Origin of the sequence: Streptomyces siamensis, from assembly GCF_039543605.1 — a bacterium.
Classification (GTDB): domain Bacteria; phylum Actinomycetota; class Actinomycetes; order Streptomycetales; family Streptomycetaceae; genus Streptomyces; species Streptomyces siamensis.
The window spans coordinates 69,691-95,564 of sequence record NZ_BAABKB010000040.1 but is presented as its reverse complement, the minus strand read 5'-3'; the positions used below and the strand labels follow the sequence as shown (position 1 = coordinate 95,564).

Here is a 25,874-nt window from a genome sequence, read left to right as displayed (position 1 = left end):
CATGCCCCCGGCCAAGAAGCGCGTACGCACGTACGACCCCGCCAAGATCCGCGCGGCGGTCCTCGCCCAGTTCGGGAACGTACGTCAGGGCGTCGACTCCCTGACGCCGGGGCAACTGGCGCTTCCCACCGGGCTGGGCGACTGGAGCGTGCGGGAACTCGTCGCGCACATCGGGACGGCCCTCGGCGCGGTGGGCGTGCTGCTCGGCCGGCCCGAGCCGGCACGGCAGGACGGCACGCTGCTCGACTGGCCGTCCGCCATCCACGCCGACTCCCCGGCCATCGCCGCGTACGCCCATGAGCTCGCCGAGCGGACCCCCGACCTCGCCGCCCACCTCGCCGACACCGAGCGGCACTTCACCGCGCTCCTCGCCGAACACCCGGGCACCCGGCTGCTCGACACCAGCGCCGGCGCCCTGCCGCTGGCCGACTACCTGGTCACCCGCACCGTCGAACTCGTCGTCCACACCGACGACCTGAACCGCGCCGTGCCCGGACTCGACATCCCGTACGACCGCCAGGCGCTCGCCGCCTGCACCCGGCTGCTGGCCGACACCCTCGCTGTGAAGGCGCCCGGTGCGTCCACGGAGGTGCGGATCCCGCCGTACGCCGTCGTGCAGTGCGTAAAAGGCCCGCGGCACACCCGCGGCACCCCGCCGAACGTCGTCGAGACCGACCCGCTGACCTGGATCCGGCTGGCGGCCGGACGCACGCAGTGGAAGGCGGCCGTCGAGGACGCGAAGGTCAGCGCGAGCGGTGAACGGGCGGATCTCGGCGCCCTGCTGCCCCTCATGAGCTGAGCCCGTGCCCGCGCGGAGAGATCCCGGTACCGCCGCCCGCGCGGCGAGCCCGCCGCGCCCTGTCGGCGGCGCCTCCCTGAAGGGCCCGCCGGACCTCGGTCGCGCATCCGCCGCCACTCCAGGCACGGGCCCGCCGCCCTCCACGGACGGGCCGGCCGCCCTCCAGGGACGGGCCCGCCGTCACCCCGGAGGGGAACCGACCACCCCACCCCTCCCGTCACACCGGCATGGACAAGCAGCGACTGACCCTCACCGCCCTGACCCTGCTCCCCCTCGCGGTGGCCTGCGGCACCGAGCCGGGCAGCGGCAGCAACTCCGTGGGACCGGGCTCGTCACCGGTCACCGGCGTCCACTGGACCGTCGACAGCCTCACCGTGGACGGCACGACGACGAAGGCACCCGCGAGCGCCTACCTGCGGATCGGCGCGGACGGCCGCGTCAGCGGCAACGCCGGCTGCAACAGCTTCGGCTCGACCGCCACCGTCAAGGGCGACCGGGTCGACTTCGGGGACGTCAGCATGACCGACATGGGCTGCCAGAAGGCCCCCATGGTCTTCGAGCAGCGTCTCGGCCGCGCGATCGCCGACGGCGGGCTCACCAGCGAGGTCAAGGGCGACAAGCTCACCCTCACCACCCGTGACGGTGACCGGGTCAACCTCACCAAGGAGCAGGACGCTCCCCTCTACGGCACGAAGTGGACCGTCACCGCGCTCGGCGACGCGAACGTCTCCCAGTCCCTGCCCAAGGGGGCCGACGCCTACTTCGTGCTCGACAAGAAGGACGGCACGCTGTCCGGCCGCCTCGGCTGCAACCACGTGTCCGCCGAGACCACCGTCCGCGACGGCCACCTCACCCTCGGCAGGGCCAAGACCACCCGCATGATGTGCGACGGCTCACTCATGGCCACCGAGAAGACCCTGCTGGGCCTCTTCGACAGCACGGTCCGCTACGACTTGGATCACCGGAACCTCACGCTGACCAGCACAAACGGCTCCGTCGTCAGTGCCGTGGCCGAACGGTGACGCATCAGGGTCCCGTATCCCCAATTCGGACCAGTGGTCGATCTCGCCTACACTCGGAGCCGTGCCACGTGGTGACGGTCGACTCAATCATGATCTGCTCCCCGGTGAGAAAGGCCCCCAGGACGCCTGCGGCGTCTTCGGAGTCTGGGCCCCGGGCGAAGAGGTCGCCAAGCTCACTTACTTCGGGCTCTACGCCCTCCAGCATCGGGGTCAGGAATCCGCGGGAATCGCGGTCAGCAACGGCTCCCAGATCCTCGTCTTCAAGGACATGGGCCTCGTGTCCCAGGTCTTCGACGAGACCTCCCTCGGTTCGCTCCAGGGTCACATCGCGGTCGGTCACGCCCGCTACTCGACCACTGGCGCCTCCGTCTGGGAGAACGCCCAGCCGACGTTCCGTGCCACCGCGCACGGCTCCATCGCGCTCGGCCACAACGGCAACCTCGTCAACACGGCTCAGCTCGCCGAGATGGTCGCCGACCTGCCCAAGCAGGACGGCCGCACCACGCGCGTGGCGGCCACCAACGACACCGACCTGCTGACCGCGCTGCTCGCGGCCCAGGTGGACGACGACGGCAAGCCGCTGACCATCGAAGAGGCCTCCGCCAAGATCCTCCCGCAGGTCAGGGGCGCCTTCAGCCTCGTCTTCATGGACGAGCACACCCTCTACGCGGCCCGCGACCCGCAGGGCATCCGCCCGCTGGTCCTCGGCCGTCTGGAGCGCGGCTGGGTGGTCGCCTCCGAGTCCGCCGCCCTCGACATCTGCGGCGCCAGCTACGTCCGCGAGATCGAGCCGGGCGAGTTCGTCGCCATCGACGAGAACGGCCTGCGCACCTCTCGGTTCGCGGAAGCGAAGCCCAAGGGCTGTGTCTTCGAGTACGTCTACCTGGCGCGCCCCGACACCGACATCGCCGGCCGGAACGTGTACCTCTCGCGTGTCGAGATGGGCCGCAAGCTCGCCAAGGAAGCCCCTGTCGAGGCCGACCTGGTGATAGCGACCCCGGAGTCCGGGACGCCCGCCGCGATCGGATACGCGGAAGCCTCCGGCATCCCGTTCGGTGCCGGTCTGGTGAAGAACGCCTACGTCGGCCGGACCTTCATCCAGCCCTCGCAGACGATCCGCCAGCTCGGCATCCGTCTGAAGCTGAACCCCCTCAAGGAAGTCATCAAGGGCAAGCGTCTGGTCGTCGTCGACGACTCGATCGTGCGCGGCAACACCCAGCGCGCCCTGGTGCGCATGCTCCGCGAGGCGGGCGCCGCCGAGGTCCACATCCGGATCTCCTCGCCCCCGGTGAAGTGGCCCTGCTTCTTCGGCATCGACTTCGCGACCCGCGCCGAGCTGATCGCCAACGGCATGACCATCGAGGAGATCGGCGTCTCGCTGGGTGCCGACTCCCTCTCGTACATCTCCATCGACGGCATGATCGAGGCGACCACCATCGCCAAGCCGAACCTGTGCCGGGCCTGCTTCGACGGCGAGTACCCGATGGAGCTCCCGGACCCCGAGCTGCTCGGCAAGCAGCTCCTGGAGACCGAGCTGGCGGCGGGTCCCGCCGCCACGGCCGCGGCTGACGCCATCCGTCGCCCGTAAGCGCCGCAGAGCCCCGTTTCACCAACCCGAAAGATCCCAGGCAATGTCTGAGACCAGTCCTTCCGGTGCTTCCTACGCGGCTGCCGGCGTCGACATCGAGGCGGGCGACCGCGCCGTCGAGCTGATGAAGGAGTGGGTGAAGAAGACGCAGCGCCCCGAGGTCCTGGGCGGCCTCGGCGGTTTCGCCGGCCTCTTCGACGCCTCGGCCCTCAAGCGCTTCGAGCGTCCGCTGCTCGCCTCCGCCACGGACGGCGTGGGCACCAAGGTCGACATCGCCCGCCAGATGGGCGTCTACGACACGATCGGCCACGACCTGGTCGCGATGGTCATGGACGACATCGTGGTGTGCGGCGCCGAGCCGCTCTTCATGACCGACTACATCTGCGTCGGCAAGGTCCACCCGGAGCGCGTCGCCGCGATCGTGAAGGGCATCGCCGAGGGCTGTGTCCTCGCGGGCTGCGCCCTCGTGGGCGGCGAGACGGCGGAGCACCCGGGCCTGCTCGGTCCGGACGACTTCGACGTCGCGGGCGCCGGCACCGGCGCGGTGGAGGCGGACCAGCTGCTGGGCGCGGATCGCATCCGTACGGGTGACGCGGTGATCGCCATGGCGGCCTCCGGCCTTCACTCGAACGGGTACTCGCTGGTCCGGCACGTCCTCTTCGACCGGGCGAACCTGAGCCTCGACCAGCACGTCGAGGAGTTCGGCCGCACGCTCGGCGAGGAGCTCCTCGAGCCCACCAAGATCTACTCGCTGGACTGCCTGGCGCTGACCCGGACCACCGAGGTGCACGCCTTCAGCCACGTCACCGGCGGTGGGCTCGCGGCCAACCTGGCCCGTGTCATCCCGGACGGCCTGCACGCGGTCGTCGACCGCGGTACCTGGACCCCCGCCCCGGTGTTCGACCTGGTCGGGAAGCGGGGCGAGGTCGAGCGGCTGGAGCTGGAGAAGACCCTCAACATGGGCGTCGGCATGATCGCGATCGTCCCCGAGAAGTCCACGGACGTCGCCCTCGCCACCCTCGCGGACCGCGGTGTGGACGCCTGGATCGCCGGTGAGATCACCGAGCGCGGCGACCACGCGACGGGCGCGGAGCTGGTCGGCGACTACGCGAACTGAGGCCCGTCAGGCAGCACGAAACCCGGTCCGGCGCTGACGGCCCGGACCGGGTGAGGTGCACAGATGCAGTTGCTACGAGACGTCCGCTAGGCGAGATCTACGAGAAATCCGCTACGAGAGATCGCGGGAACTGCGAAGGGCGCTTGCGTCAAGCGCCGCGACGCTGCGACTGCGGACCGGACTGATCGTCCTCGTCCTCGTCGTCGTCGTTGTAGAGATCCGCGTACTGGGCGTACGGGTCGTCTTCCTCGTCGTCGTCCTCGAACGGCTCGCCATTCGGCGGCTGGCTCGAAGTCGAAGCGCCCAGCTCATTGGCCAGACGCGAGAGGTCAGTCCCGCCGCTGCTGTACTTCAGCTGGCGGGCGACCTTCGTCTGCTTGGCCTTTGCCCGGCCGCGCCCCATGGCTCGACCCCCTCGGATACGGGGCTCGGTGGCCCCAGAGTCTTGACACGCGTTCATGATCTGGAACGGGCTCTCCGTGGAGAGACCGGTCCGTAGGGCTTCCACGGTACCTGAGCCCGCGCCCATACGGTACGTCGCCCGCAGGACGCGCCTTCGCCCAGAACCCGCGAGGTGCCCCGTCCCCGCTGGTCAACCGCGATTTTAACCTCTTCTTGGCGTACGACCCGCCGACAGACGTGAGAGTTCTCTCTAAGCGTTCCGTCGGCGGGTCCCTGACAAGTGCCCGAGGGGCCGGAATGTGTGGTTCCGGGTCAGCGGCGCCGCGCCTCGGCCATCCTCTGCTCGGCGATCCGGTCGGCCGCGGCGGCCGGCGGAATCCCGTCTTCCTTCGCACGTGCGAATATGGCCAGCGTCGTGTCGAAGATCTTCGACGCCTTCGCCTTGCACCGGTCGAAGTCGAAGCCGTGCAGCTCGTCGGCGACCTGGATGACACCGCCCGCGTTGACGACGTAGTCGGGGGCGTACAGGATCCCGCGGTCCGCGAGGTCCTTCTCGACGCCCGGGTGCGCCAGCTGGTTGTTGGCGGCACCGCACACGACCTTCGCGGTGAGCACCGGCACGGACAGATCGTTCAGCGCGCCGCCCAGCGCGCACGGCGCGTAGATGTCGAGGCCCTCGGTGCGGATGAGTGCCTCGGTGTCGGCGACGGCCGTGACGCGGGAGGGGTGCCGCTCCAGGATCCGCTGCACGGACTCGGGCCGCACATCGGTGATCACGACCTCGGCGCCGTCGTCGAGCAGGTGCTGCACCAGGTGGTGCCCGACCTTGCCGACACCGGCGACGCCGACCTTGCGGCCGCGCAGGGTGGGGTCGCCCCACAGGTGCTGGGCCGAGGCCCGCATGCCCTGGAAGACGCCGAAGGCGGTGAGCACGGAGGAGTCGCCGGCGCCGCCGTTCTCGGGCGAGCGGCCGGTGGTCCAGCGGCACTCGCGCGCCACGACGTCCATGTCGGCGACGTACGTGCCGACGTCGCAGGCGGTCACGTACCGGCCACCGAGCGAGGCCACGAACCGTCCGTACGCGAGCAACAGCTCCTCGGACTTGATCCGGTCCGGGTCGCCGATGATCACGGCCTTGCCGCCGCCGTGGTCGAGACCGGCCATGGCGTTCTTGTACGACATCCCGCGCGACAGGTTGAGGGCGTCGGCGACGGCCTCCTCCTCGCTCGCGTACGGGTAGAAGCGCGTACCGCCGAGGGCGGGGCCCAGGGCGGTGGAGTGGATGGCGATGACGGCCTTGAGGCCGGTGGCGCGGTCCTGGCAGAGCACGACTTGCTCGTGGCCGCCCTGGTCCGAGTGGAACAGGGTGTGCAGGACGCCGTCGGTTACGTCGGTCACTGTGGTGACTCCCAGGTAATAAGCGGCGGTTGAGTGCGGAGCCCGTGCGGGTGGCGGGCTCCGTGGGCATGAGGGTAGAGCCTGCACCCGCCCGCTATCGGTGCAGTGTTCAGGATCACCTACCTGTGGCGTACAGCCATGGTTCGATTTGCATAGATTTCTCGTCAGGTCGTGCGTGGATTTCGCTGGTTTTCCCGGTTGCCGACGGGGGAGGGAGCAGGCGTGCCGAAGGTGTCCTCCGTGATCGTCCCCTATGCGTCGTACCTGCGGGTGTACGAACCGCTGGCCGCCTTTCCGGAACCGGAGCGCGGTCGCTGGGCGCGCTACGCCCGTCGTGCCGACCGCCCCTCGTACCAGGACGAACTGCGCCGCTCGCTGGCCGACTTGCTGCCCACCCCGCCCGTTGCCGTCCCGGTGCACGAGAGCGGGGAGGCCTTCGTGCTGGAGGTCGACGGTGTGGTGTGCGTCTGTCCCTGGCGGACCCGGCTGCGCGGCTGGCTGGCGCTGGGCGACCTGGCCGAGGAGTTCCCGGCGCCCGTGCTCGACGCGGTCCTGCCGCCCCTGGTGCGCCACCAGGCCACCCAGGACTACGAGCGCTGGCTGGCCGCCAACCCCGACGCCCGCCCGTGGATCCGCACCGCGACCTGGCAGGTGCCGCTGAACTGGTTCGTGCTGGTCTCCGACGAGGAGCGGGAGTACGAGAAGGGGGCGGGGCCCGGCGGGGCCGAGCCGGTGCTGCGCTACCGGACGCCGATGGTGCAGGCCCGGCGACGGACGGCCCGGGCCCTGAAGACGCTCAAGGACACCCTCGACGACGGCCCCCTGATCGAGGGCCTGGTGGACGTGGGGCGCTGGCTGGAGGAGTTCCACCCGCGTTCGCTGGTGGAACTGGACTACGGGGGGCTCGTGCACGCCCTGCCGGCCGGGCACCTGGAGGGCGACCACTCGGCCGCGGACGTCGCCGAGGGCATCGACGCGCTGCGCGCCGGGGACGGCGCCGCGGCGGGCGAGGCGTACGGGCGGCTGGTGGAGCGCTGGCGCGCGGTCCGGGACCGGCGCTCCGCGAACTGACGCACGGCGGGCGATGGGCCCGCCCGGGGCGGTCTCCACGGGTGTGATCTGCTTCTCACCGGCCGGGTGTCGAACTCGCGTATGGTCCTCACACGCTGAAGAACCCTCACCCCAGGACGTAGGTCCTGATCCGGGCTTATGCGTCAAGCGTGTGTCAAGGGTGACGGACGGCACTTACCTGACTCTTGCATCGCTTGCCCCTCCCCATGCCAAAATAGGACAAGGAGTCCGGGGGAGGACTCTATCCGCCCACGTATGGGTGGAATCTCAGCATTGCACGCTATGGGGGGTCTGATGACTCCTGATCGCCCTGTGACTGATCGTCACAGTGGCGTGACTGTCCGCTATGGCATGGTCCATCGGCTTCCGTCGCTGATGAACACCTGGGAGGGCAATTCCATCGGTTTGGCCGACGCGGCTGGACAGATGGTGTAGTTGTAGTGCCGAGGACAAGCCGTTCGTCCTATAACCGACTCGACTCGCGTCCACCATTTCGGGCAACGCGGGTCAAGGTGCAGAATTTAGAGGAAAGAACCGAGAAGGTTCGGTTCTCCCGAGGAGGCCGCTCATGACCGCTCGCACCCCTGATGCCGAGCCGCTGCTGACCCCGGCTGAGGTCGCCACGATGTTCCGCGTCGACCCCAAGACGGTCACGCGGTGGGCGAAGGCCGGCAAGCTCACATCCATTCGCACGCTCGGCGGGCACCGCCGTTACCGCGAGGCTGAGGTCCGCGCACTGCTCGCGGGTATCCCGCAGCAGCGCAGCGAGGCCTGAACAACTACATAACCGGGCAAATCGACGGGTCCCCCAACCCGCCGAGGCGTCCACACCAAAGCTCCAAGCGACGCGGGTTCTGCCCCAACAGGGCCCACGCCCAGGCTTTCTAGGCAAGTGACAAGGGTGCGTCGTCGATCGCGCTGGACTCCGCCGGGTCCAGCGCGATCTTTTTTGTGCCCGGACCGCGCCCCGGTGACCGGCCTGTGAGCGGCCTTGTCGGAGTCTGGGGGGCGGTGTCGGATCTCCTGTGCGGGGCCCCGATCAGCGGTGCAATTGCACATATTAAATTGACCAGTTGTAGGCGGGGTGTAAGTTCCGCACTTCTGAAAACTTATGCGGTGACTCCCGTCACATGCCACAGTCCTTGTTACGCGCGAGCCTTCTGAGCTAAGGGAGTTGGGGCCATGTGCGCCGGGGCGCACGCCCAGCGTGCCATCGGGTGGTGACCGCGTCGCACCCCTTTGGTCACGCCTTCGAGGGACTTTCGTCCTCGGCGGCGCTCTCGACGTCCTCCTCGCCGCGCGGGCCGGGTTCCATGGCGAGTCGCAGGAGCTGGTGGCAGATCGGGCAGTGCCGCGTCAGATGGCGGTACCCGGAGGCGGCCGACAGGTGGGCGCGCAGCAGTGCTCGCGTCTCGTGCCTAGCGGACGCCGCCATACGCACCTCCAGGGGGTCGAGGGCCCTGGTTTCCGGGGTACCGGCGGAATGTGACGCCGTCAAGAGACGGTGCGCCCTCGCGGCCCGCCTCCGGGCCGCGCACGGCCGCTGCTGACGCGTACGGGCCACTGTGGGCGCTTGCGGGCCTCCGCGCTTCGGGGCCGCGCCGACGGGCCCCGCCGCTGCCCGCACACGCGAAAGGCCCGGAGCCGAAGCTCCGGGCCTTTGTCCACTGCGGTCCTGACGGGATTTGAACCCGCGGCCTCCACCTTGACAGGGTGGCGAGCACTCCAAACTGCTCCACAGGACCAGGTTTCGCAGTGCGATTCGTGCGTTGCGCTGCGAGAAGAGACTGTACAGGAGGGTGGGCCCGGGGTCGAACTCACCCAGCGTGCAGGCTCGATTACGGCGCTGCCGCGTCGATCGCCTTCACGATCCGCTTGTCGGAGACGGGGTACGCCGTGCCGAGCGCGTGGGCGAAATAGCTGACCCGGAGCTCCTCGATCATCCAGCGGATGTCCAGGACCTGCTGCGGAACCGGACGGCCCTGCGGCAGCTGCTCCAGCAGCCACGCGTACTCGTCCTGCATCTCGTGGACCTTCTCCATGCGCGTGGTGTCCCGCTGCACGTTCGTCGGCATCTGCTGGAGCCGGCGGTCGGCGGCGACCAGGTAGCGCATCAGGTCGGGCAGCCGGCGCAGCCCGGTCTCCGTGACGAAGCCGGGCTTCACCAGGGCGTCCAGCTGGCCGCGCACATCCGTGAGGTTCGTCAGCAGCGTGGGGCTCCTGACGCCCTTCAGACGGCGTTCACAGGCCTGCCAGGCGGCCAGCACCTGCTGCACCTGCCCGACCGTGCGGACCGTCGTGTCGACGATCTCGGCGCGCACCTTGTCGTACAGCTTCCGGTACGACTCCTCGTCCCACGCCGGGCCGCCGAAGTCACCGATGAGCTTGTCCGCCGCCGCCATGGCGCAGTCGTCGAACAGGGCCTGCACCGAGCCGTGCGGGTTCGCCGACAGGGCGAGCTTCTGGGCGTTGCTGAGCTTGTCCGACGCGAACTTGCCCGGGTTGACCGGGATGTTGCGCAGGATCAGCCGGCGCGTGCCCTTCCACATGGCCTGCTGCTGCTCGGCCTCCGTGTCGAAGAGCCGTACGGAGACGGTGTCGCCGTCGTCGACGAGCGCCGGGTACGCCTTCACGGGCTGGCCCGCCCGGCGGGTCTCGAAGACGCGCGTCAGCGAGCCGATCGTCCAGTCGGCCAGCCCGGCGCGCTCCAGGGACTCGCCGCCCGTGCGCTCGGCCGTCGCGGCCGCGGCCTGCGAGATCGCCTTGCGCGCCTTCGGCTTCAGGCGCAGCTTCAGCGCCTCCAGATCCTTGTCCTCGGCGAGCTTGCGGCGCCGCTCGTCGACGATCCGGAAGGTGATCTTCAGGTGGTCGGGGATCCGGGACCAGTCGAAGTCGTCGGCCGTGAGCGGCACGCCGACCATCCGCTTCAGCTCGCGCGCCATGGTCACGGTGAGCGGCTCCTGGAGGGGAACCGCCCGCTCCAGGAATCGCTGGGCGAAGTTCGGGGCCGGGACGTAGTTGCGGCGGATCGGCTTCGGGAGGGAGCGGATGAGCTCGGTGACGACCTCTTCGCGCAGGCCCGGGATCTGCCAGTCGAAGCCCTCGTCCGTGACCTGGTTGAGGACCTGGAGCGGAATGTGGACGGTCACACCGTCCGCGTCCGCTCCCGGCTCGAACTGGTAGGTGACCTTGAACTTCAGCCGGCCCTGCCGCCACGTGTCCGGGTAGTCGTCCTTGCTGACGTCGCCGGCGCGTTCGTTGATCAGCATCGAGCGCTCGAAGTCGAGGAGCTCGGGCTCGTCGTGGCGCTTGTGCTTCCACCACGAGTCGAAGTGCGCCCCGGACACCACGTGCTCGGGCACCCGCTGGTCGTAGAAGTCGAACAGCGTCTCGTCGTCCACGAGGATGTCGCGGCGCCGCGCCCGGTGCTCCAGCTCCTCGACCTCGGTCAGCAGCTTGCGGTTGTCGGCGAAGAACTTGTGGTGCGTGCGCCAGTCGCCCTCGACGAGGGCATTGCGAATGAAAAGCTCGCGGGACGCCTCCGGGTCGATCCGCCCGTAGTTCACCTTGCGCTGGGCGACGATCGGCACGCCGTAGAGCGTGACCTTCTCGTACGCCATCACCGCGGCCTGGTCCTTCTCCCAGTGCGGTTCGCTGTACGTCCGCTTCAAGAGGTGCCCGGCGAGCGGCTCGACCCACTCGGGCTCGATCTTCGCGTTGACGCGCGCCCACAGTCGCGAGGTCTCCACCAGCTCGGCGGACATCACGAACCGCGGGGGCTTCTTGAACAGAGCGGAGCCCGGGAAGACCGCGAACTTGGCGTTGCGGGCACCCAGGTACTCGTTCTTCGCGCCGTCCTTGACGTCCTTCATCCCGACGTGCGAGAGCAGGCCCGCGAGCAGGGACACATGGACGCTCTGGTCGGCCGCGTCCTCCTCGTTCAGGTGGATGCCCATCTGCTTGGCGACCGTGCGCAGCTGGGAGTAGATGTCCTGCCACTCGCGGATGCGCAGGAAGTTCAGGTACTCCTGCTTGCACATGCGACGGAACGCGGACGAACCGCGCTCCTTCTGCTGTTCACGGACGTACCGCCACAGGTTCAGGAAGGCGAGGAAGTCGCTCGTCTCGTCCTTGAAGCGGGCGTGCTGCTGGTCGGCCTGCGCCTGCTTGTCGGAGGGGCGCTCGCGCGGGTCCTGGATGGAGAGCGCGGCGGCGATCACCATGACCTCGCGCACACAGCCGTTCCTGTCGGCCTCCAGCACCATGCGGGCCAGGCGCGGGTCCACCGGCAGCTGGGCGAGCTTGCGGCCGGTCTGCGTGAGCCGTTTGCGTACGTCCTTCTGGGCCGGGTCCAACGCGCCCAGTTCCTGGAGGAGTTGGACGCCGTCACGGATGTTGCGGTGGTCCGGCGGGTCGATGAACGGGAACTTCTCGATGTCCCCGAGGCCGGCCGCGGTCATCTGGAGGATGACGGAGGCGAGGTTCGTACGGAGGATCTCCGCGTCCGTGAACTCCGGGCGTGCGTCGAAGTCGTCCTCGGAGTACAGGCGGATGCAGATGCCGTCGGACGTACGGCCGCAGCGGCCCTTGCGCTGGTTGGCGCTCGCCTGCGAGACCGGCTCGATGGGCAGCCTCTGGACCTTGGTGCGGTGGCTGTAGCGGGAGATCCGGGCGGTGCCCGGGTCGATGACGTACTTGATCCCGGGGACGGTCAGCGAGGTCTCGGCGACGTTGGTCGCCAGAACGATCCTGCGGCCGGTGTGCGGCTGGAACACCCGGTGCTGCTCGGCGTGCGAGAGGCGGGCGTACAGCGGCAGCACCTCCGTGAACCGGTAGTTCTTCTTCGTCAGCGCGTCGGCGGTGTCACGGATCTCCCGCTCGCCGGAGAGGAAGACCAGGATGTCGCCCTTGCCCTCGGCCTGGAGCTCCTCGACGGCGTCGCAGATCGCGGTGATCTGGTCGCGGTCGGCGTCCTCGGAGTCCTCCTCCAGAAGGGGCCGGTACCGCACCTCCACGGGATACGTCCGCCCGCTGACCTCGACGATCGGGGCGTCCCCGAAGTGCCGGGAGAAGCGCTCCGGGTCGATGGTCGCGGAGGTGATGACGACCTTGAGGTCCGGCCGCTTGGGCAGCAGCTGGGCGAGGTAGCCCAGCAGGAAGTCGATGTTGAGGGACCGCTCGTGGGCCTCGTCGATGATGATCGTGTCGTACGCGCGCAGCTCGCGGTCCGTCTGGATCTCGGCGAGCAGGATGCCGTCCGTCATCAGCTTGACGAAGGTGTTGTCCTGGTTCACCTGGTCGGTGAAGCGGACCTTCCAGCCGACGGCCTCGCCGAGGGGGGTGTCCAGCTCCTCCGCGACGCGCTCGGCGACCGTGCGGGCGGCGATGCGGCGGGGCTGGGTGTGCCCGATCATGCCGCGCACGCCGCGTCCCAGGTCGAGGCAGATCTTGGGGATCTGGGTGGTCTTGCCGGAGCCGGTCTCGCCCGCGACGATCACGACCTGGTGATCGCGGATGGCGTCCGCGATCTCGTCCCTCTTCTGGCTGACCGGCAGCTGTTCGGGGTACGTGACCGCAGGTATGCGCGCGGCGCGCTCGGCCATGCGGGATTCGCCCTTGGCGACCTCGGCCTCGATCTCGGCGAGGACGGCCGTGCGGGCCTCGGGCTTGCGGATCTTGCGTGCGCCTTCGAGCCTGCGCCCGAGCCGGTGCGCGTCGCGCAGGGACAGCTCGGCCAGGCGGGGGGCGAGATCGCCCAGGGCGGGGGCGGGATGCGTAGACATACGCGGTCCAGGATCTCACCTCGGCGAAATGACTGGCGAACGCTTTTGTCTCGCGCGTGGCCGCGGGGTCAGGGCGCGCGTTGCGCGGGGGGTTCGGGCGCCGCTGCGGCGGGTGCGGCGGGCGCGGGCTCCCGGGTGGGTGCGGGCTCCCGCCGGTGACCGGCCGGACCGGCTCCCGGGGCCATGGACCGGGCGGTGTTGGAGATGGCCTTGATGCCCAGGTAGGCGGTGGTCATGCTGCTCACCGCGGTGAACGCGGAGGTGAGCACGCCGACGATCACGGCCTTGTCGCCGTCGAGCCGCCAGACCCCGAAGACCGCGACGCCGGCGATGGCGAGATTGCTGATGACGACCGACAGCAGCCCGTACCGCGCCCGGTACCTCTCCAGTTCGGTGTCCCGAACGACCGTGGCCTCGTCCCGGCTCATGTCTTCCCCGCCCCCCATGGAACCCGTTCGATCAGCCAGAAGGTAGCGCCGACCGAGTGCGGTGCCAAGCGAGCCGGCCGCACCGGTGATCACGCCTGTCCCCGTGCACGGACAAGGGGCGGACCCGTTCGGGTCCGCCCCTGCTCGAGCCGTCCGCGCGGCTGTCATCGCACGTCGACGTAGTCCTCCCGGCCCTCGCCCACGAAGTGCTTGCTGTCGGGATACAGGAAGACGGGCACCCAGGTGCCGTCCTGCTGGGCCTTGAAGCCCTTGCTGAAGGACCCGCTCGACGTCGTGGTCACGGTGGACATCAGGTACCAGGTCGTCCTGCCCTTGGGCCGGAAGAGGATCTGCACCTTCTTGGCGCCGTACGCCTTCCAGGTGGTGGTGCCGGCCGCGCGCGACTGGAGCACGCCCTTGACGGTGATCGTCCGGCCCTTGGTGACAGGCTCGGGGGACGCGTTGGCGTCCTTGATCCGGGTGAGGGCGCGGTACCTGTGCAGGCTGCTGCTGACCCCGCCCTTGATGTCCTTGGTGGCGGAGCCGGCGTAGTGCAGCCGCCAGTAGCCGTCCGTGTAGCCCGGCAGTTTCTCGACGACGAACTGCGAGCCGTCGGTGGTCTGCACCGTCTTCTTGGTGCTCCAGCCGGTGCTGCCGTCGGGCGAGTACTGGATGTCGACGGCGATCTTGTCGTTGCCCTCCCGCCCGACCAGTTCGACGCTGCCGGTGACGTCCAGCCGCGCGTACTCGTCCAGCCGCGCCGTGAACTCGGTGAACTTCGTCGTGGCGGTGGCCGCGACGGTGACGTCGGCGGTCGCGGTGCGCTGGATGAAGGGGTTGTACGGGTACGGCGGGAAGCCGACCTCGTAGACCTCCTTGCTGCCGTACGCGTACCTGGTGAAGGAGAAGCGGCCGTTCGCGTCGGTGGTCGACTGGACGGGGCTGCAGGTGGTGCAGTCCTTGTAGTCCATCTCCAGCGGGATGCCGGACAGTGGCTTCCACTCCGTGCCGCTCTGGTACTGGAGCGTGCCGGTGACGGTGAACTTGTCGTTCGCGGTGACGTGGAAGCTGCTCTTGTCGAGGACGAACCGGGTCGGCGCGGCCTTCGGCCTGACATCGACCCAGGGGACGGAGGCGAAGCCCAGGTCTCCGCGGTACTCGGCGAAGGCCCAGCCGCCACTCGTCGTCTCGTGGGAGGCGGAGAAGTGGCCGGCGTCGTCCGTGACGGCGGTCGTCTCGTCGTTCCCGTCGAACGTGAGGTCCACGGTGGCGCCGGGCAGCGGCACCGTCTCGCGGGTGCTGGGGTCGCGGACGACCATGTCGCCGGTGGCCGTGACCGTCCTGTGCTCGATGTCCGGTGCGGTCGGTGTGACCGAGTAACCGGTGATCACGGGCTGCTTCGCGTAGTGCAGCGTGCCGGCGTCCTGCCGGACGGTGGTCTCGCCCGAGGAGTTCGTGGCCTCGACGTCGACCGTGTAGTCGCCCAGGGTGTCCAGATGGATGGGCTGGGAGGCCCACGTGCCGTCCCACGGGCTGTAGTCGTACTTGTGCGTGAAGTCGGTGATCGTGGCCACGGGCGCGTCCGACTGGCTGCTGCCGACCGGGCGGAGCCTCGCTGTGATCTTGTCGATCGAGCCGCTGTAGTTCAGGCGGACGTCGAGCACCGACCAGTCGGCCTGGTCGCTGTACGCGTTCGTGACGTTCGGCCCCGCGGCGTGGGCCGTGCCAGGTAGTGCGAAGGTGCCGACCAGGACGGCGCCGGCCGTCACGAGTCCTCTGGCGACATGTCTCAAGAAACCCCCCTAAGGTCTCACGAGCGACGAAAACCCCCTCCGGAGTACCCGGAGGGGGTTTTCGTTCTTGTGGCTGGGGCCGGGGTCGAACCGGCGACCTATCGCTTTTCAGGCGATCGCTCGTACCAACTGAGCTACCCAGCCACGAGGCTTCCGTGGAAACCTCAGCGGTCCTGACGGGATTTGAACCCGCGGCCTCCACCTTGACAGGGTGGCGAGCACTCCAAACTGCTCCACAGGACCAAGCTGTTGTGTGCGAACAGGCGAACCTAGTGTCGCACACCGTCTTGCGTGCCCCCAACGGGATTCGAACCCGTGCTACCGCCTTGAAAGGGCGGCGTCCTAGGCCGCTAGACGATGAGGGCTATCGGCCCGCCTGCGCGCTTCTCAGCGCGTCGGGGACGTGAGAAGCATATGGGATGGCGGGAGGTATCGCCAAAACGGTTTACGGGGCGCTCGGGGAGGGCGTGCGGGAGGGGGTCGGCGTCGGGGTGGCACCGGGCTGGTTCTCCTTCGGGAGATGGCGGCTGACCTCGGCCGTCGTCAGGCCCAGGCCGCCCAGTTCGATCTCGTCCCAGGCCTGCAGGCGCCGGGTGTCGCGGTCCAGATAGAGGACCGACGCCTCGATGGGGTCCGGGTACTTGCCCTCCACGGCGCGCAGTCCGCTGCCCCCCGTCGACCCCTCGACGCGCAGACGGGTGCCGTACTTCATGACCTCCATCTCCTCGTGGTGCAGATGGCCGGACAGGGCGAGGGGCACGTCGCCGTCCGTCTCGCGCGCCGCGGACGGTTCGTGGGCGACGGCGACGTCCACGGGCGTGCCCGCCGCCCGCTGGTCGCGCAGGGCCGAGGCGAGCCGCGCGCCCGCGAGCTCCTCAGCGGCACCGCCGCCGGGCTCGACGGAACGGTCCGGGGTGAACTGGGGGTCGCCGATGCCGGCGAACCGCACGCCCGCGACCGTGACCGCCCGGCCGTCGTCCAGGACGTGCACGTTCTTCATCCGCTCCAGATAGCGCTGGGTGACGCGGGAGTCGTGGTTGCCCCGGACCCAGACATAGGGGGCACCGAGGTCGGCGACGGGGTCCAGGAAGCCGTTCTCGGCGGCCGTGCCGTGGTCCATGGTGTCGCCGGAGTCGACGATCACGTTGATGGAGTACTGCTTCACCAGCGAGGCGACGATCTTCCAGCTCGCGGGGTTGAGGTGGATGTCGGAGACGTGCAGCACGCGGATCGTCGTCGGGTCGGGCTCGTACGCGGGCAGGGTGGACGTGACGTCGTACAGCTTGGTCACGTTCGTCACCAGGCGGGCCAACTCCTTCTGGTAGACGTCGAATTCGCTGACGATGCTCCGTGCGTTGCCGACCAGGGAGGGGGCCGAGGAGAGCAGTCCGGAGAACTTCGGCTCCAGGACCGAGTTCGGATTCCAGGTCGCGAAGGCGGTCGCGCCGGAGGCGGCCAGCAGGGTGAGCGCGAGCCCGCCCGCGGCGAGGGCGCGGCGCGGGCGGCGGTAGACGGCGAGGCCGAGGGCCGTGGCGCCGGACACGACGGCGATGCACGACCGCACGGCGACGTCGAGGGTGCCGTGCTCGACGTCGCGGGCGACCTCGTCCTGGAGGCCCGAGAGCCGTTCCGGGTGGTCGACCAGGGCCTGGGAGCGGACCGGGTCGAGCTGGTCGACATCCACGTCGAGGCGGATCGGGGCCTCGTGGCTGCGCAGCTCCAGCGCGCCGAGCGGAGACACGTTGATCTTGGTGCCGCCGGTGAGGGAGGGACGCAGGGTCATCGTGGTGTTCATGGGGCCGACCGGCACGCGGACGTTGCCGACGACCAGCAGTCCCAGCCAGGCGCCCAGGAGGACGACGCAGAGCAGACCGAGCGCACGGGTCCAGGGGCGCGGCTGGGGGTCGAGGTCGACCGCCGTGAGGGTCCGGGGCGGGCGGTGGCGGCGGGTCAGGGAGCGGGGCACCGTGCGCACGCCGTTTCGTATGCGGTGCACGGTGGCGGTCACGGCAGCGGGGACGCGGGCCATTGGTCCCGTATGCCCAGGTGTGCGGGCGGGTATGCGGGCGCGGCCCGCCCGGCGTACGGGTCCTTCGCCCGTCGACTCCTCCCTCGCGCGCGCCGTCGGCCCGCCCGTGCCGTCGTCGGCGCTCCCGTGTGCCGTCGTCGCGGGCTCTCGCGGACGGGCGTCGCCGGCTCTCGTACGGCGGTGTCGTGCCGGACAATGGCCTTGTGCTGGAGATGACGCGCGAGGAGTTCGAGGAACTGGTCGCCGAGGCGTTGGACCGGATCCCCCCGGAACTGACCCGGCTGATGGACAACGTGGCGGTGTTCGTCGAGGACGAACCGCCCGCCGAGGATCCCGAGCTGCTCGGTCTGTACGAGGGGACTCCGCTGACGGACCGTGGGGAGTGGTACGCGGGTGTGCTCCCCGACCGGATCACGATCTACCGGGGCCCGACGCTGCGGATGTGCGACACCCGCGAGGACGTCGTCGCGGAGACCGAGGTGACCGTGGTGCACGAAGTGGCGCACCACTTCGGGATCGACGACGCCCGGCTGCACGCGCTCGGCTACGGGTGACGGCGGCCGGCTTCGCCGGGCCGGCCCGCCGGGGCGCGTGTCCTCTTGCGGGCGGCGGGAGTTGGGCAGGGGGACTCCCGTACCCGCCCTCGGAGGTGGCTGCCCGTGCGCGCCATGTACGTACCCGTCCGACTGGTCGTCACGGTCCTGGCCGCAGCCGCGGCGGCCGGCTGCATGAACGTCGGTGACGACGGGCAGCAGCCGGGGCCCTCGCACTCGGCGGGACAGCACGGCGGACAGGCTCCCGACGGCGGCGGCGCGGTGAACGGAGGCGGCGCCGGCTTCCACGGGGGCAAGGGGGCGAAGGGGGGTTCCCGCGCGGCGAAGCCCGGCGAGTCCGCGTCCGGCGACGAGTCCGCGTCGGCGTCGCCCTCCAAGGGCGGGAAACCTTCCGCCAAGGCCACGGACAAGGGCGGCAAGGGATCCTCCACGGTGCCGGAGCCGCCGCCGGGGCAGCCGACCCCCACGCAGGCGACGGCCGAGCCGACACCCCCCCCGCCGGAGACACCGCCGCCGGCCACCGATCCCGGCACGGCGGAGCCGTCGTCCTCGGCGCACGAGCAGCAGGCCGCGCAGCTCGTGGAGCGGGAGCCGGCACCCGAGGCGGGGGCACCGGCCTGACCGGCGCGCGGGCCGCGGACCGCCGCGGACGCCGCTGACCTGCTTCTTCGGGCTCGGTTTGCCTTCAGGGGTGGTGGGTGCGTATGGTGGTAGATCGTTTGATCCCATTTGCCCGGCGCCATTGCAGAGAGCGCCGCGTTGGCGCGTACTCTCCCTTGCCGTGGCCGGACCGCATTGAGGCGGTCGATTGCGACTTCACGGAGTTTGGGCGCGTGCCGTAGAACTCCGGAAGGTTCGCATTTCGCATGTCCGTTTCCAGTACTGATCACGTCGTCGTGCCCGAGAACAACGAGAACGAGGGCGCCGAGGCCGTCGAGAGCACGCAGAGCGCTCACGAGATCACCTTCGGTGACCTCGGTCTGCCCGAGGGCGTCGTCCGCAAGCTCGCGCAGAACGGCGTGACCACCCCCTTCCCGATCCAGGCCGCGACCATCCCGGACGCCCTGGTCGGCAAGGACATCCTCGGCCGTGGCCGCACCGGCTCCGGCAAGACCCTCTCCTTCGGTCTGCCGACCCTGGCCCGCCTCGCCGACGGCCGTACCGAGAAGAAGAAGCCGCGCGCCGTCATCCTCACGCCGACCCGTGAGCTCGCGATGCAGGTCGCCGACGCGCTCCAGCCCTACGGCGACGTCCTCGGCCTGAAGATGAAGGTCGTCTGCGGCGGTACGTCGATGGGCAACCAGATCTACGCCCTGGAGCGCGGCGTCGACATCCTCGTCGCCACCCCGGGCCGACTGCGCGACATCATCAACCGCGGCGCCTGCTCCCTGGAGAACGTCGAGGTCGCCGTCCTCGACGAGGCCGACCAGATGTCCGACCTGGGCTTCCTGCCCGAGGTCACCGAGCTGCTCGACCAGGTCCCGGCCGGCGGCCAGCGCATGCTGTTCTCGGCCACGATGGAGAACGAGATCTCCACGCTGGTCAAGCGCTACCTGGTCGACCCGGTCTCGCACGAGGTCGACGCCGCCCAGGGCGCGGTGACGACCATGTCGCACCACATCCTCATCGTGAAGCCCAAGGACAAGGCGCCGGTCACCGCCGCGATCGCCTCCCGCAAGGGCCGCACGATCATCTTCGTCCGCACCCAGCTGGGCGCCGACCGCATCGCCGAGCAGCTGCGCGAGGCCGGTGTGAAGGCCGACGCGCTGCACGGCGGCATGACGCAGGGCGCGCGCACCCGCACGCTGGCCGACTTCAAGGACGGCTACGTCAACGCGCTCGTCGCGACCGATGTCGCCGCGCGCGGCATCCACGTCGACGGCATCGACCTGGTGCTGAACGTGGACCCGGCGGGCGACCACAAGGACTACCTGCACCGTTCCGGCCGTACCGCCCGCGCGGGCCGCTCCGGCACCGTCGTGTCGCTGTCCCTGCCGCACCAGCGTCGGCAGATCTTCCGGCTGATGGAGGACGCGGGCGTCGACGCCTCGCGCCACATCATCAACTCCGGTACGGCCTTCGAGCCCGAGGTCGCCGAGATCACCGGCGCCCGCTCGATGACCGAGGTCCAGGCCGAGTCCGCGGGCAACGCCGCACAGCAGGCCGAGCGTGAGGTCTCGCACCTCACCAAGCAGCTGGAGCGTGCGACGCGTCGTGCGGCCGAGCTGCGCGAGGAGGCCGACCGTCTGGTCGCCCGTGCCGCGCGTGAGCGGGGCGACGACCCGGAGGCCGCCGTCGCCGCGGCGGCCGAGGCCGCCGAGGCCGTCGTGGCGGAGGAGCCCGCCGAGGCCGCCGTCGCCGAGCAGCCCGCCGAGCGTCCCGCCTACGAGCAGCCGCGTCAGCGCCGCGACGAGCGGGGCAACTACGAGCGCCGTGACGACCGTGGCGGCTTCAACCGCGACCGTCGCGACGACCGTGGTGGCCGTTCCTTCGAGCGTCGTGACGACCGTGGCGGTTTCCGTCGGGACAACGACCGTGGTGGCCGTTCCTTCGAGCGCCGTGACGACCGTGGCGGCTTCAACCGTGACGACCGCGGTGGCTTCAACCGCGACCGCCGTGACGACCGCGGTGGCCGTCCCTTCGAGCGCCGTGACGACCGTGGCGGCTTCAACCGTGACGACCGTGGCGGCTTCAACCGCGACCGTCGCGACGACCGCCGTGACGACCGTGGTGGCCGTTCCTTCGAGCGTCGTGACGACCGTGGTGGCCGTCCCTTCGAGCGTCGCGACGACCGTGGTGGCCGTTCCTTCGAGCGACGTGACGACCGCGGTGGCCACCGTGGCAGCGACCGCCCCTTCAACCGCGACCGTCAGGGCGACCGCCCCTCCGGCGGCTTCCGCTCCGGCAGCCACGACCGCCCGTACGGCCGTCGTGACGACCATCGCGGCACCGGCTCCTTCGGCCGCCGCGACGAGAAGCCGCGCTGGAAGCGCAACGGCTGACGCCCGCTGAAGCAGTGAACTGACGTGGCCCCCACCCGACTCGGGTGGGGGCCACGTCGTCGTTCGGGCGACGGGAGCCGCGCAGACGTCCTCCCGTCGCCCGAGAGCGGGAGACGGGGGACGGGAACGGCACGCCGTACCGCGACGACGGCAAGGGGAACGGTTCCTTCAGCCCGCGGGTGAAGATCGCCGGCGGACGGCAGGGCCGCAAGGGCCTCTTTTGGCCAACCGATGGGCGCATGTCATGCCCCCGGCAAGGGAATCGCTGGGGCATGAAAGATGACGCCATCGCGAGTGGGCTGTCGGACGAAGAACGGCTTGCCCAGCTCGGCTACACGCAGGTTCTCGCCCGCCGCATGTCGGCGTTCTCCAACTACGCGGTCTCCTTCACCATCATCTCGGTCCTGTCGGGCTGTCTGACGCTGTATCTGTTCGGCATGAACACCGGCGGCCCCGCCGTGATCACCTGGGGCTGGGTGGCGGTCGGACTGATGACGCTGTTCGTCGGGCTGGCGATGGCCGAGATCTGTTCGGCCTATCCGACCTCGGCCGGGCTGTACTTCTGGGCGCACCGGCTCGCCCCGGAGCGCAGCGCGGCGGCCTGGGCGTGGTTCACCGGATGGTTCAACGTCCTCGGCCAGGTGGCGGTGACCGCCGGTATCGACTTCGGCGCGGCCTCCTTCCTGGGGGCCTATCTGAACCTCCAGTTCGACTTCGAGGTGACCCCGGGCCGTACCGTCGTCCTGTTCGCCGGGATCCTGGTGCTGCACGGCCTGCTGAACACCTTCGGGGTCCGGATCGTCGCCCTCCTCAACAGCATCAGCGTGTGGTGGCACGTGCTGGGCGTGGCGGTCATCGTGGGCGCGCTCGCGTTCGTGCCGGACCACCACCAGTCCACGTCCTTCGTGTTCACGGAGTTCGTCAACAACACGGGCTGGGGCAGCGGGGTGTACGTCGTCCTCGTCGGTCTGCTGATGGCCCAGTACACGTTCACCGGGTACGACGCGTCCGCCCACATGACGGAGGAGACCCACGACGCGTCCACGGCGGGCCCCAAGGGCATCGTGCGGTCCATCTGGACGTCGTGGATCGCCGGCTTCGTCCTGCTGCTGGGCTTCACGTACGCCATCCAGTCCTACGACGCGGAGCTGAACTCGGCGACGGGCGCGCCCCCCGCCCAGATCCTGCTCGACGCGCTGGGCGCGACGGCGGGCAAGCTGCTCCTGCTCGTCGTGATCGGCGCGCAGCTGTTCTGCGGGATGGCGTCGGTGACGGCCAACAGCCGCATGATCTACGCCTTTTCGCGGGACGGGGCGCTGCCGTTCTCCCATGTGTGGCACACCGTGAACCCGCGGACGCGGACGCCGGTGGCGGCGGTGTGGCTGGCCGCGATGGGAGCGCTGGTGCTCGGCCTGCCGTACCTGATCAACTACACGGCCTATGCGGCGGTGACCTCGATCGCGGTCATCGGGCTGTACGTCGCGTACGTCATCCCGACGCTGCTGCGGGTGCGCAAGGGTGACGCCTTCGAACCCGGCCCCTGGCACCTGGGCCGCTGGTCGCGCCCCGTGGGCGTGGTCGCGGTCTCCTGGGTCGTGGTCATCACGGTGCTGTTCATGCTGCCGCAGGTCTCGCCCGTCACCTGGGAGACCTTCAACTACGCCCCGGTGGCGGTGCTCGTGGTCCTCGGGTTCGCGGCGACCTGGTGGCTGGCCTCGGCCCGCCACTGGTTCCTCAATCCCGACCACGAACGGACGATCGCCCGTGAGGCGGCGCGCAGGGGTGCGCCCGAACCGGTCGATCCGTGACCTAGCGCGCTTTTGGCGTGGCCGGTGCGCCGATACCCGATCGGAGTCCCGGCCACGTCCGGCTATGCTCGGGGATGCATCGGCGCGTGCCGGTGCGGCGCGTCGGCCTCGGCCGGTGCGTGGACCCTTAGCTCAATTGGCAGAGCAGTGGACTTTTAATCCATTGGTTGTGGGTTCGAGTCCCACAGGGTCTACCGAAGAGCCCCCAGGCCAGAGGCAATCTGGCCCGGGGGCTCGCTCGTTTTCGTGCCGCCTCATACCGCCCTGCTGGCCCGCTGCTGGCCCGAAAGGCGAGCGTCAAGCGTTGCCGCGCCAGCCGGCGAGCGCGCCCTCGATCACCTGTCCGTTGGTCAGGTCGCCGTCCTCGTTGAAGTCGTTCCACACCTCGTACAGCCATGACGCGAACGGGCGCGCGCTGTACTCGGGCAGCTCGCCACTGTCGATGACGTGTACGCGGATCATCGTCTCGGTGACGGGCTGTACCTCGGGGCGGTCGTCGAGGTCGTCGCCGCACTCGGCGAGCGCGTCAGGGTTCAGCTTCTCCATCGTCGCTCCTGTGCTCGCAGCTTGTCAGTGCAGAACAAGTTACTAGGACCCTAGGGTCCTAGGCAACAGGTCGGCAGGCATGAACACGGGCGGCCACCCACGGGGGTGGCCGCCCGGTCCGCCTCGGCGTCCTCTCCGGAGCATGAGCCCCAGCGCCTCGGCGTCTCGTGTCCCCCGAGGTGACAGCGTCAAGATCGCAATTTTTACCATCGGTGGTAAAGACTTTCAATCATGATCATTCCAGCGTGTGAGGGTGCCTCGCGACCCTCTGCCCGAATGGGTACTCACCCGGCAGCGGGAGGTCGGGGAGCGCATCCGCTGCGCCCGCCGTGACGCCTGCCTGTCGCAGGTCGCCTTAGCCGAGCGCATCGGGCGGGATCACAAGACTGTGCACCGGTGGGAGACGGCCTCGACCGTTCCGAGCCTGGTGGACCTGCTGCTGCTCGCCGACGTCCTTGGCGTGCCGCTGCCCGACCTCGTCCGTTGATCATCCTGGCCGCGCCGACCCCACCGCCAAACCTCCTGGCGTGTCCGATCGGCGCCATGGCGCTCATGCGCCACTGGTGGGAGCGCTCACCGCTTGCGGGGCCGCCCGTGGCACGAGCACTCGCAGCGGATCGTCATGAGCGGCGCCTCCCAGGCTGGCGCCCCGGGCCTCTTGAGCACCTGCGGGCCGCGGCACATCGCGTGCTCTTTGAGGCCGCACTCGGGAGTTGTCTCCGGGTCCTTCATGGCCGGTCCGCCACGGGAGTGAGGCCGCGCTGTTCCCGGCACGGGGCGCACGCGTACAGGCCCGCCCCGGGGCCCGAGCTCTGCTCGATGATCTGAACCAGGCGGGCCGTCTGTGAGTGGCCTCGGTGCCAGTGGCACCAGCCGTAGCCCTGCCGGCCGTCTCCCGTACGCGTGGACGTGTCGGTAGTCTCTGCCATGTCGTCGCTCCTCGAAGCGTCGTCCACGCCTCCGGACCGGTCGCACGGTCGCGGAGGCTTTGCTGTTGTCGCAGCGTAGGAGCCCTGTACACCCCTGTCTATGCCTAGCTATGCCTATGTCTCTCTATGCCCTGATACGCCCGAATATCTACAGTCGGACGGGTGATCGACTACGACCCGACGCGGCCCAAGTGGGAGCAGATCGCCGAGGTGCTCCGCGCCCGCATCGCCAGCGGCGAGCTGCCGCCCCGCGCGCTCGTGAGCGAGGTACAGCTGGAGGCCGAGTTCGAGGTCGCCCGCGGCACCGTGCGCAAGGCCACGGCCGCGCTACGGGAAGAGGGGCTCATCGTCACCACCCCGGGCATGGGGTCCTTTGTCGCCGACCCCCAGGCATGACGAAAGCGGCCTCGCCCTCCCGTGGGAGGGCGAGGCCGCTGAGTTCAGACTCCGGTCCGGTTGTACTGGTCCACCCGGTCGGGGGGCGCGGGCGGCTCTATGCCGTGCCCGCGCATTTGCGCCGTGAGCTCACCCACGTACCAGGCGAACGCGCGCACCAGGGACCGCAGAGAGCGGGTGTCAGTGCGCATCTCTTCGAGCTCACCTTGCATGTCGTCGCGGATCGCTTGGAACGCGGCCAAGTCCGCGGCCCGCTGGGCAGGTTCCACCTGCACGCGTGCCGCTGCCTGTGTCGCCTCCGCCGTGGCTGCCGCCGCTCGGGTCGTCGCCCTCGCGGCGAACAGTCCAGCCACCACCATGCCGACCGTGCCGAACGCGGCAACGATGCCTGCCCAGATACTCATCCGGGCCCGCCTTTCCTGGCGGCTCTCGGCGCGTGGGGGACCGAATACTCGGGCACCTCGGCCGCCCACAAGATGACCCCGACATGCGAGGTGAGATACCAGAGTGCGACGTAGGCGCCGCGGGAGTACTGGCCGCTGACGACAGCGGCCGTGTAGGCCGTAGCCCACACAGTGGGGGGTACGAGCGCGGCTATGAAGCCAGCCCAGTCGCGGCCGACTCGGAGGAACGCGCACGTGGTGGTGACGATGCCGGACGTGATCCACAGCCATGCCCAGTGGCGCAGGTCGCACCAGTGCGTGAGCAACTGGAGGCCCTGCGCGGGTGGCGGGTCGACGAGGAACGACGCGCCCCAGCAGGTCTTGCCGATGCCGATGATGAGCAGGAAGTGGCCGCGGCGGCCCAGCTGCTTGCGGAGCCGCCGGACCGCCGTGGGCATCAGACGCCCTTGACCAGGCTGGCGCTGTTCTTCTCGCCGAACGCGCGGGCCAGCATGCCCTTCACGAGGGTGCCGGCCGCGGTGATGCCGGCCGCGCCCATCGTCTGCCAGAAGCTGGCGTGGAACATGTCGGCCGGCCCGGCGGCGACGGCGATGCCGCCGGCGGCGACGACCGCCGTGGCGAGGGTGCGCTCGGCGAGGTCTCTCGCGTAGGTCTTCGCCGTCTTGATGACGGTCTCGGCCTCGCCGGGCAGGGTGAATTCAGGCATGGTCTACCTCACTTCTTGGGGAGTTTGAGGACCTGGCCGACGGCGATGTCGTCGGCGTCCTTGAGGTGGTTGAGGCTGGCGATGTCCTGCCAGCGCGCG

24 protein-coding genes and 5 tRNA genes are annotated in these 25,874 nt (G+C 69.8%); 13 read left to right on the top strand and 16 right to left on the bottom strand.

Going from position 1 to position 25,874, the window contains the following annotated elements:
* Nucleotide 1 precedes the first annotated feature (1 nt).
* The 4 genes from ABEB03_RS37785 (at nt 2) to purM (ending at nt 4,526) form a co-directional block, all read left to right on the top strand.
* A complete protein-coding gene (locus ABEB03_RS37785; RefSeq protein WP_345657454.1) occupies nt 2-799 on the top strand; it encodes a maleylpyruvate isomerase family mycothiol-dependent enzyme in 798 nt (265 codons plus the stop codon).
* 227 nt (nt 800-1,026) lie between these two features.
* Nucleotides 1,027-1,821, top strand: coding sequence for an META domain-containing protein (locus ABEB03_RS37780; RefSeq protein ID WP_345657453.1), 795 nt, complete (start codon nt 1,027-1,029; stop codon nt 1,819-1,821).
* A gap of 61 nt (nt 1,822-1,882) precedes the next feature.
* Nucleotides 1,883-3,409, top strand: a complete 1,527-nt coding sequence (gene purF / locus ABEB03_RS37775) for an amidophosphoribosyltransferase (RefSeq protein WP_028804528.1) — start codon at nt 1,883-1,885, stop codon at nt 3,407-3,409.
* 43 nt (nt 3,410-3,452) lie between these two features.
* Nucleotides 3,453-4,526, top strand: a complete 1,074-nt coding sequence (gene purM, locus ABEB03_RS37770; protein WP_345657452.1) for a phosphoribosylformylglycinamidine cyclo-ligase — start codon at nt 3,453-3,455, stop codon at nt 4,524-4,526.
* 148 nt (nt 4,527-4,674) lie between these two features.
* Here purM and ABEB03_RS37765 read toward each other — a convergent pair whose 3' ends face one another.
* Both ABEB03_RS37765 and ABEB03_RS37760 read right to left on the bottom strand, forming a co-directional pair.
* Nucleotides 4,675-4,929, bottom strand: a complete 255-nt coding sequence (locus ABEB03_RS37765) for a DUF3073 domain-containing protein (RefSeq protein WP_037615441.1) — start codon at nt 4,927-4,929, stop codon at nt 4,675-4,677.
* A gap of 311 nt (nt 4,930-5,240) precedes the next feature.
* Nucleotides 5,241-6,326: a Leu/Phe/Val dehydrogenase gene (locus tag ABEB03_RS37760; RefSeq protein ID WP_345657451.1), complete on the bottom strand. Its 1,086-nt coding sequence runs from the start codon at nt 6,324-6,326 to the stop codon at nt 5,241-5,243.
* 222 nt (nt 6,327-6,548) lie between these two features.
* Between ABEB03_RS37760 and ABEB03_RS37755 the strand changes: the two genes are divergently transcribed.
* Both ABEB03_RS37755 and bldC read left to right on the top strand, forming a co-directional pair.
* Nucleotides 6,549-7,397 (top strand): hypothetical protein, encoded by an 849-nt coding sequence (locus tag ABEB03_RS37755; protein ID WP_345657450.1) that lies wholly within the window; start codon nt 6,549-6,551, stop codon nt 7,395-7,397.
* 568 nt (nt 7,398-7,965) lie between these two features.
* Complete coding sequence (gene bldC / locus ABEB03_RS37750) at nt 7,966-8,172, top strand: developmental transcriptional regulator BldC (protein WP_003949541.1); 207 nt, start codon at nt 7,966-7,968, stop codon at nt 8,170-8,172.
* A 468-nt stretch (nt 8,173-8,640) separates the two neighbouring features.
* Here the strand turns inward: bldC and ABEB03_RS37745 are convergent, their stop codons facing one another.
* The 9 genes from ABEB03_RS37745 to ABEB03_RS37705 form a co-directional block, all read right to left on the bottom strand.
* Nucleotides 8,641-8,832, bottom strand: coding sequence for a DUF6274 family protein (locus ABEB03_RS37745; protein WP_345657449.1), 192 nt, complete (start codon nt 8,830-8,832; stop codon nt 8,641-8,643).
* A 235-nt stretch (nt 8,833-9,067) separates the two neighbouring features.
* Nucleotides 9,068-9,142, bottom strand: a tRNA-Asp gene (locus ABEB03_RS37740).
* Between the two features lie 93 nt (nt 9,143-9,235).
* On the bottom strand, nt 9,236-13,180 hold the full coding sequence (gene hrpA / locus ABEB03_RS37735) for an ATP-dependent RNA helicase HrpA (protein WP_345657448.1): 3,945 nt from the start codon (nt 13,178-13,180) through the stop codon (nt 9,236-9,238).
* 68 nt (nt 13,181-13,248) lie between these two features.
* Complete coding sequence (locus ABEB03_RS37730) at nt 13,249-13,608, bottom strand: hypothetical protein (RefSeq protein WP_345657447.1); 360 nt, start codon at nt 13,606-13,608, stop codon at nt 13,249-13,251.
* 164 nt (nt 13,609-13,772) lie between these two features.
* Nucleotides 13,773-15,377, bottom strand: a complete 1,605-nt coding sequence (locus ABEB03_RS37725; protein ID WP_345657446.1) for a hypothetical protein — start codon at nt 15,375-15,377, stop codon at nt 13,773-13,775.
* A gap of 94 nt (nt 15,378-15,471) precedes the next feature.
* Nucleotides 15,472-15,545: transfer RNA gene (locus tag ABEB03_RS37720), tRNA-Phe, on the bottom strand.
* A gap of 24 nt (nt 15,546-15,569) precedes the next feature.
* A tRNA-Asp gene (locus ABEB03_RS37715) sits at nt 15,570-15,644 on the bottom strand.
* A 49-nt stretch (nt 15,645-15,693) separates the two neighbouring features.
* Nucleotides 15,694-15,766 (bottom strand) — tRNA-Glu (locus tag ABEB03_RS37710).
* 80 nt (nt 15,767-15,846) lie between these two features.
* Nucleotides 15,847-17,430, bottom strand: a complete 1,584-nt coding sequence (locus ABEB03_RS37705) for a metallophosphoesterase family protein (protein WP_345657445.1) — start codon at nt 17,428-17,430, stop codon at nt 15,847-15,849.
* A gap of 203 nt (nt 17,431-17,633) precedes the next feature.
* Between ABEB03_RS37705 and ABEB03_RS37700 the strand changes: the two genes are divergently transcribed.
* From ABEB03_RS37700 to ABEB03_RS37680, 5 genes are all read left to right on the top strand, one after another.
* Nucleotides 17,634-17,984 (top strand): metallopeptidase family protein, encoded by a 351-nt coding sequence (locus tag ABEB03_RS37700; RefSeq protein WP_345657444.1) that lies wholly within the window; start codon nt 17,634-17,636, stop codon nt 17,982-17,984.
* Between the two features lie 114 nt (nt 17,985-18,098).
* Complete coding sequence (locus ABEB03_RS37695; protein ID WP_345657470.1) at nt 18,099-18,605, top strand: hypothetical protein; 507 nt, start codon at nt 18,099-18,101, stop codon at nt 18,603-18,605.
* 245 nt (nt 18,606-18,850) lie between these two features.
* Nucleotides 18,851-20,986 (top strand): DEAD/DEAH box helicase, encoded by a 2,136-nt coding sequence (locus tag ABEB03_RS37690; RefSeq protein WP_345657443.1) that lies wholly within the window; start codon nt 18,851-18,853, stop codon nt 20,984-20,986.
* Between the two features lie 272 nt (nt 20,987-21,258).
* Nucleotides 21,259-22,794 carry an amino acid permease gene (locus ABEB03_RS37685; RefSeq protein ID WP_345657442.1) on the top strand — a complete coding sequence of 512 codons (1,536 nt, stop codon included), beginning with the start codon at nt 21,259-21,261 and terminating at the stop codon, nt 22,792-22,794.
* Between the two features lie 121 nt (nt 22,795-22,915).
* Nucleotides 22,916-22,988 (top strand) — tRNA-Lys (locus ABEB03_RS37680).
* A 103-nt stretch (nt 22,989-23,091) separates the two neighbouring features.
* On the opposite strand, the gene ABEB03_RS37675 is transcribed toward ABEB03_RS37680, so the two are convergent.
* A complete protein-coding gene (locus tag ABEB03_RS37675; RefSeq protein WP_345657440.1) occupies nt 23,092-23,340 on the bottom strand; it encodes a hypothetical protein in 249 nt (82 codons plus the stop codon).
* A 253-nt stretch (nt 23,341-23,593) separates the two neighbouring features.
* Between ABEB03_RS37675 and ABEB03_RS37670 the strand changes: the two genes are divergently transcribed.
* Entirely contained in the window at nt 23,594-23,827 is a 234-nt protein-coding gene (locus tag ABEB03_RS37670) for a helix-turn-helix domain-containing protein (protein ID WP_345657439.1), read from the top strand.
* Between the two features lie 241 nt (nt 23,828-24,068).
* Here the strand turns inward: ABEB03_RS37670 and ABEB03_RS37665 are convergent, their stop codons facing one another.
* Nucleotides 24,069-24,269 (bottom strand): hypothetical protein, encoded by a 201-nt coding sequence (locus ABEB03_RS37665; RefSeq protein ID WP_345657438.1) that lies wholly within the window; start codon nt 24,267-24,269, stop codon nt 24,069-24,071.
* A gap of 162 nt (nt 24,270-24,431) precedes the next feature.
* Between ABEB03_RS37665 and ABEB03_RS37660 the strand changes: the two genes are divergently transcribed.
* Nucleotides 24,432-24,665, top strand: coding sequence for a GntR family transcriptional regulator (locus ABEB03_RS37660; protein WP_345657437.1), 234 nt, complete (start codon nt 24,432-24,434; stop codon nt 24,663-24,665).
* Between the two features lie 44 nt (nt 24,666-24,709).
* Here the strand turns inward: ABEB03_RS37660 and ABEB03_RS37655 are convergent, their stop codons facing one another.
* Genes ABEB03_RS37655 through ABEB03_RS37645 form a run of 3 tightly spaced genes read right to left on the bottom strand, consistent with a single transcriptional unit; the run spans nt 24,710 to nt 25,775 of the window.
* Nucleotides 24,710-25,069, bottom strand: coding sequence for a hypothetical protein (locus tag ABEB03_RS37655; protein WP_345657436.1), 360 nt, complete (start codon nt 25,067-25,069; stop codon nt 24,710-24,712).
* Nucleotides 25,066-25,506 carry a hypothetical protein gene (locus tag ABEB03_RS37650; RefSeq protein WP_345657435.1) on the bottom strand — a complete coding sequence of 147 codons (441 nt, stop codon included), beginning with the start codon at nt 25,504-25,506 and terminating at the stop codon, nt 25,066-25,068. Before ABEB03_RS37650 ends, ABEB03_RS37655 begins: the two co-directional genes overlap by 4 nt.
* A complete protein-coding gene (locus ABEB03_RS37645; RefSeq protein ID WP_345657433.1) occupies nt 25,506-25,775 on the bottom strand; it encodes a hypothetical protein in 270 nt (89 codons plus the stop codon). The genes ABEB03_RS37650 and ABEB03_RS37645 overlap by 1 nt, the downstream gene beginning before the upstream one ends.
* Nucleotides 25,776-25,874 lie beyond the last annotated feature (99 nt).

What these genes read in the sequence shown, in the direction of transcription:
- ABEB03_RS37745 (WP_345657449.1), bottom strand. Translation starts at nt 8,832, where the DNA reads ATGGCGGCGTCCGCTAGGCACGAGACGCGAGCACTGCTGCGCGCCCAC.
- ABEB03_RS37650 (WP_345657435.1), bottom strand. Translation starts at nt 25,506, where the DNA reads ATGCCCACGGCGGTCCGGCGGCTCCGCAAGCAGCTGGGCCGCCGCGGC.
- purM (WP_345657452.1), top strand. Translation starts at nt 3,453, where the DNA reads ATGTCTGAGACCAGTCCTTCCGGTGCTTCCTACGCGGCTGCCGGCGTC.
- ABEB03_RS37675 (WP_345657440.1), bottom strand. Translation starts at nt 23,340, where the DNA reads ATGGAGAAGCTGAACCCTGACGCGCTCGCCGAGTGCGGCGACGACCTC.
- ABEB03_RS37655 (WP_345657436.1), bottom strand. Translation starts at nt 25,069, where the DNA reads ATGAGTATCTGGGCAGGCATCGTTGCCGCGTTCGGCACGGTCGGCATG.
- ABEB03_RS37765 (WP_037615441.1), bottom strand. Translation starts at nt 4,929, where the DNA reads ATGGGGCGCGGCCGGGCAAAGGCCAAGCAGACGAAGGTCGCCCGCCAG.
- ABEB03_RS37730 (WP_345657447.1), bottom strand. Translation starts at nt 13,608, where the DNA reads ATGAGCCGGGACGAGGCCACGGTCGTTCGGGACACCGAACTGGAGAGG.
- ABEB03_RS37685 (WP_345657442.1), top strand. Translation starts at nt 21,259, where the DNA reads ATGAAAGATGACGCCATCGCGAGTGGGCTGTCGGACGAAGAACGGCTT.
- ABEB03_RS37785 (WP_345657454.1), top strand. Translation starts at nt 2, where the DNA reads ATGCCCCCGGCCAAGAAGCGCGTACGCACGTACGACCCCGCCAAGATC.
- ABEB03_RS37690 (WP_345657443.1), top strand. Translation starts at nt 18,851, where the DNA reads ATGTCCGTTTCCAGTACTGATCACGTCGTCGTGCCCGAGAACAACGAG.
- bldC (WP_003949541.1), top strand. Translation starts at nt 7,966, where the DNA reads ATGACCGCTCGCACCCCTGATGCCGAGCCGCTGCTGACCCCGGCTGAG.
- ABEB03_RS37645 (WP_345657433.1), bottom strand. Translation starts at nt 25,775, where the DNA reads ATGCCTGAATTCACCCTGCCCGGCGAGGCCGAGACCGTCATCAAGACG.
- ABEB03_RS37665 (WP_345657438.1), bottom strand. Translation starts at nt 24,269, where the DNA reads ATGGCAGAGACTACCGACACGTCCACGCGTACGGGAGACGGCCGGCAG.
- ABEB03_RS37705 (WP_345657445.1), bottom strand. Translation starts at nt 17,430, where the DNA reads ATGGCCCGCGTCCCCGCTGCCGTGACCGCCACCGTGCACCGCATACGA.
- ABEB03_RS37780 (WP_345657453.1), top strand. Translation starts at nt 1,027, where the DNA reads ATGGACAAGCAGCGACTGACCCTCACCGCCCTGACCCTGCTCCCCCTC.
- ABEB03_RS37695 (WP_345657470.1), top strand. Translation starts at nt 18,099, where the DNA reads ATGTACGTACCCGTCCGACTGGTCGTCACGGTCCTGGCCGCAGCCGCG.
- hrpA (WP_345657448.1), bottom strand. Translation starts at nt 13,180, where the DNA reads ATGTCTACGCATCCCGCCCCCGCCCTGGGCGATCTCGCCCCCCGCCTG.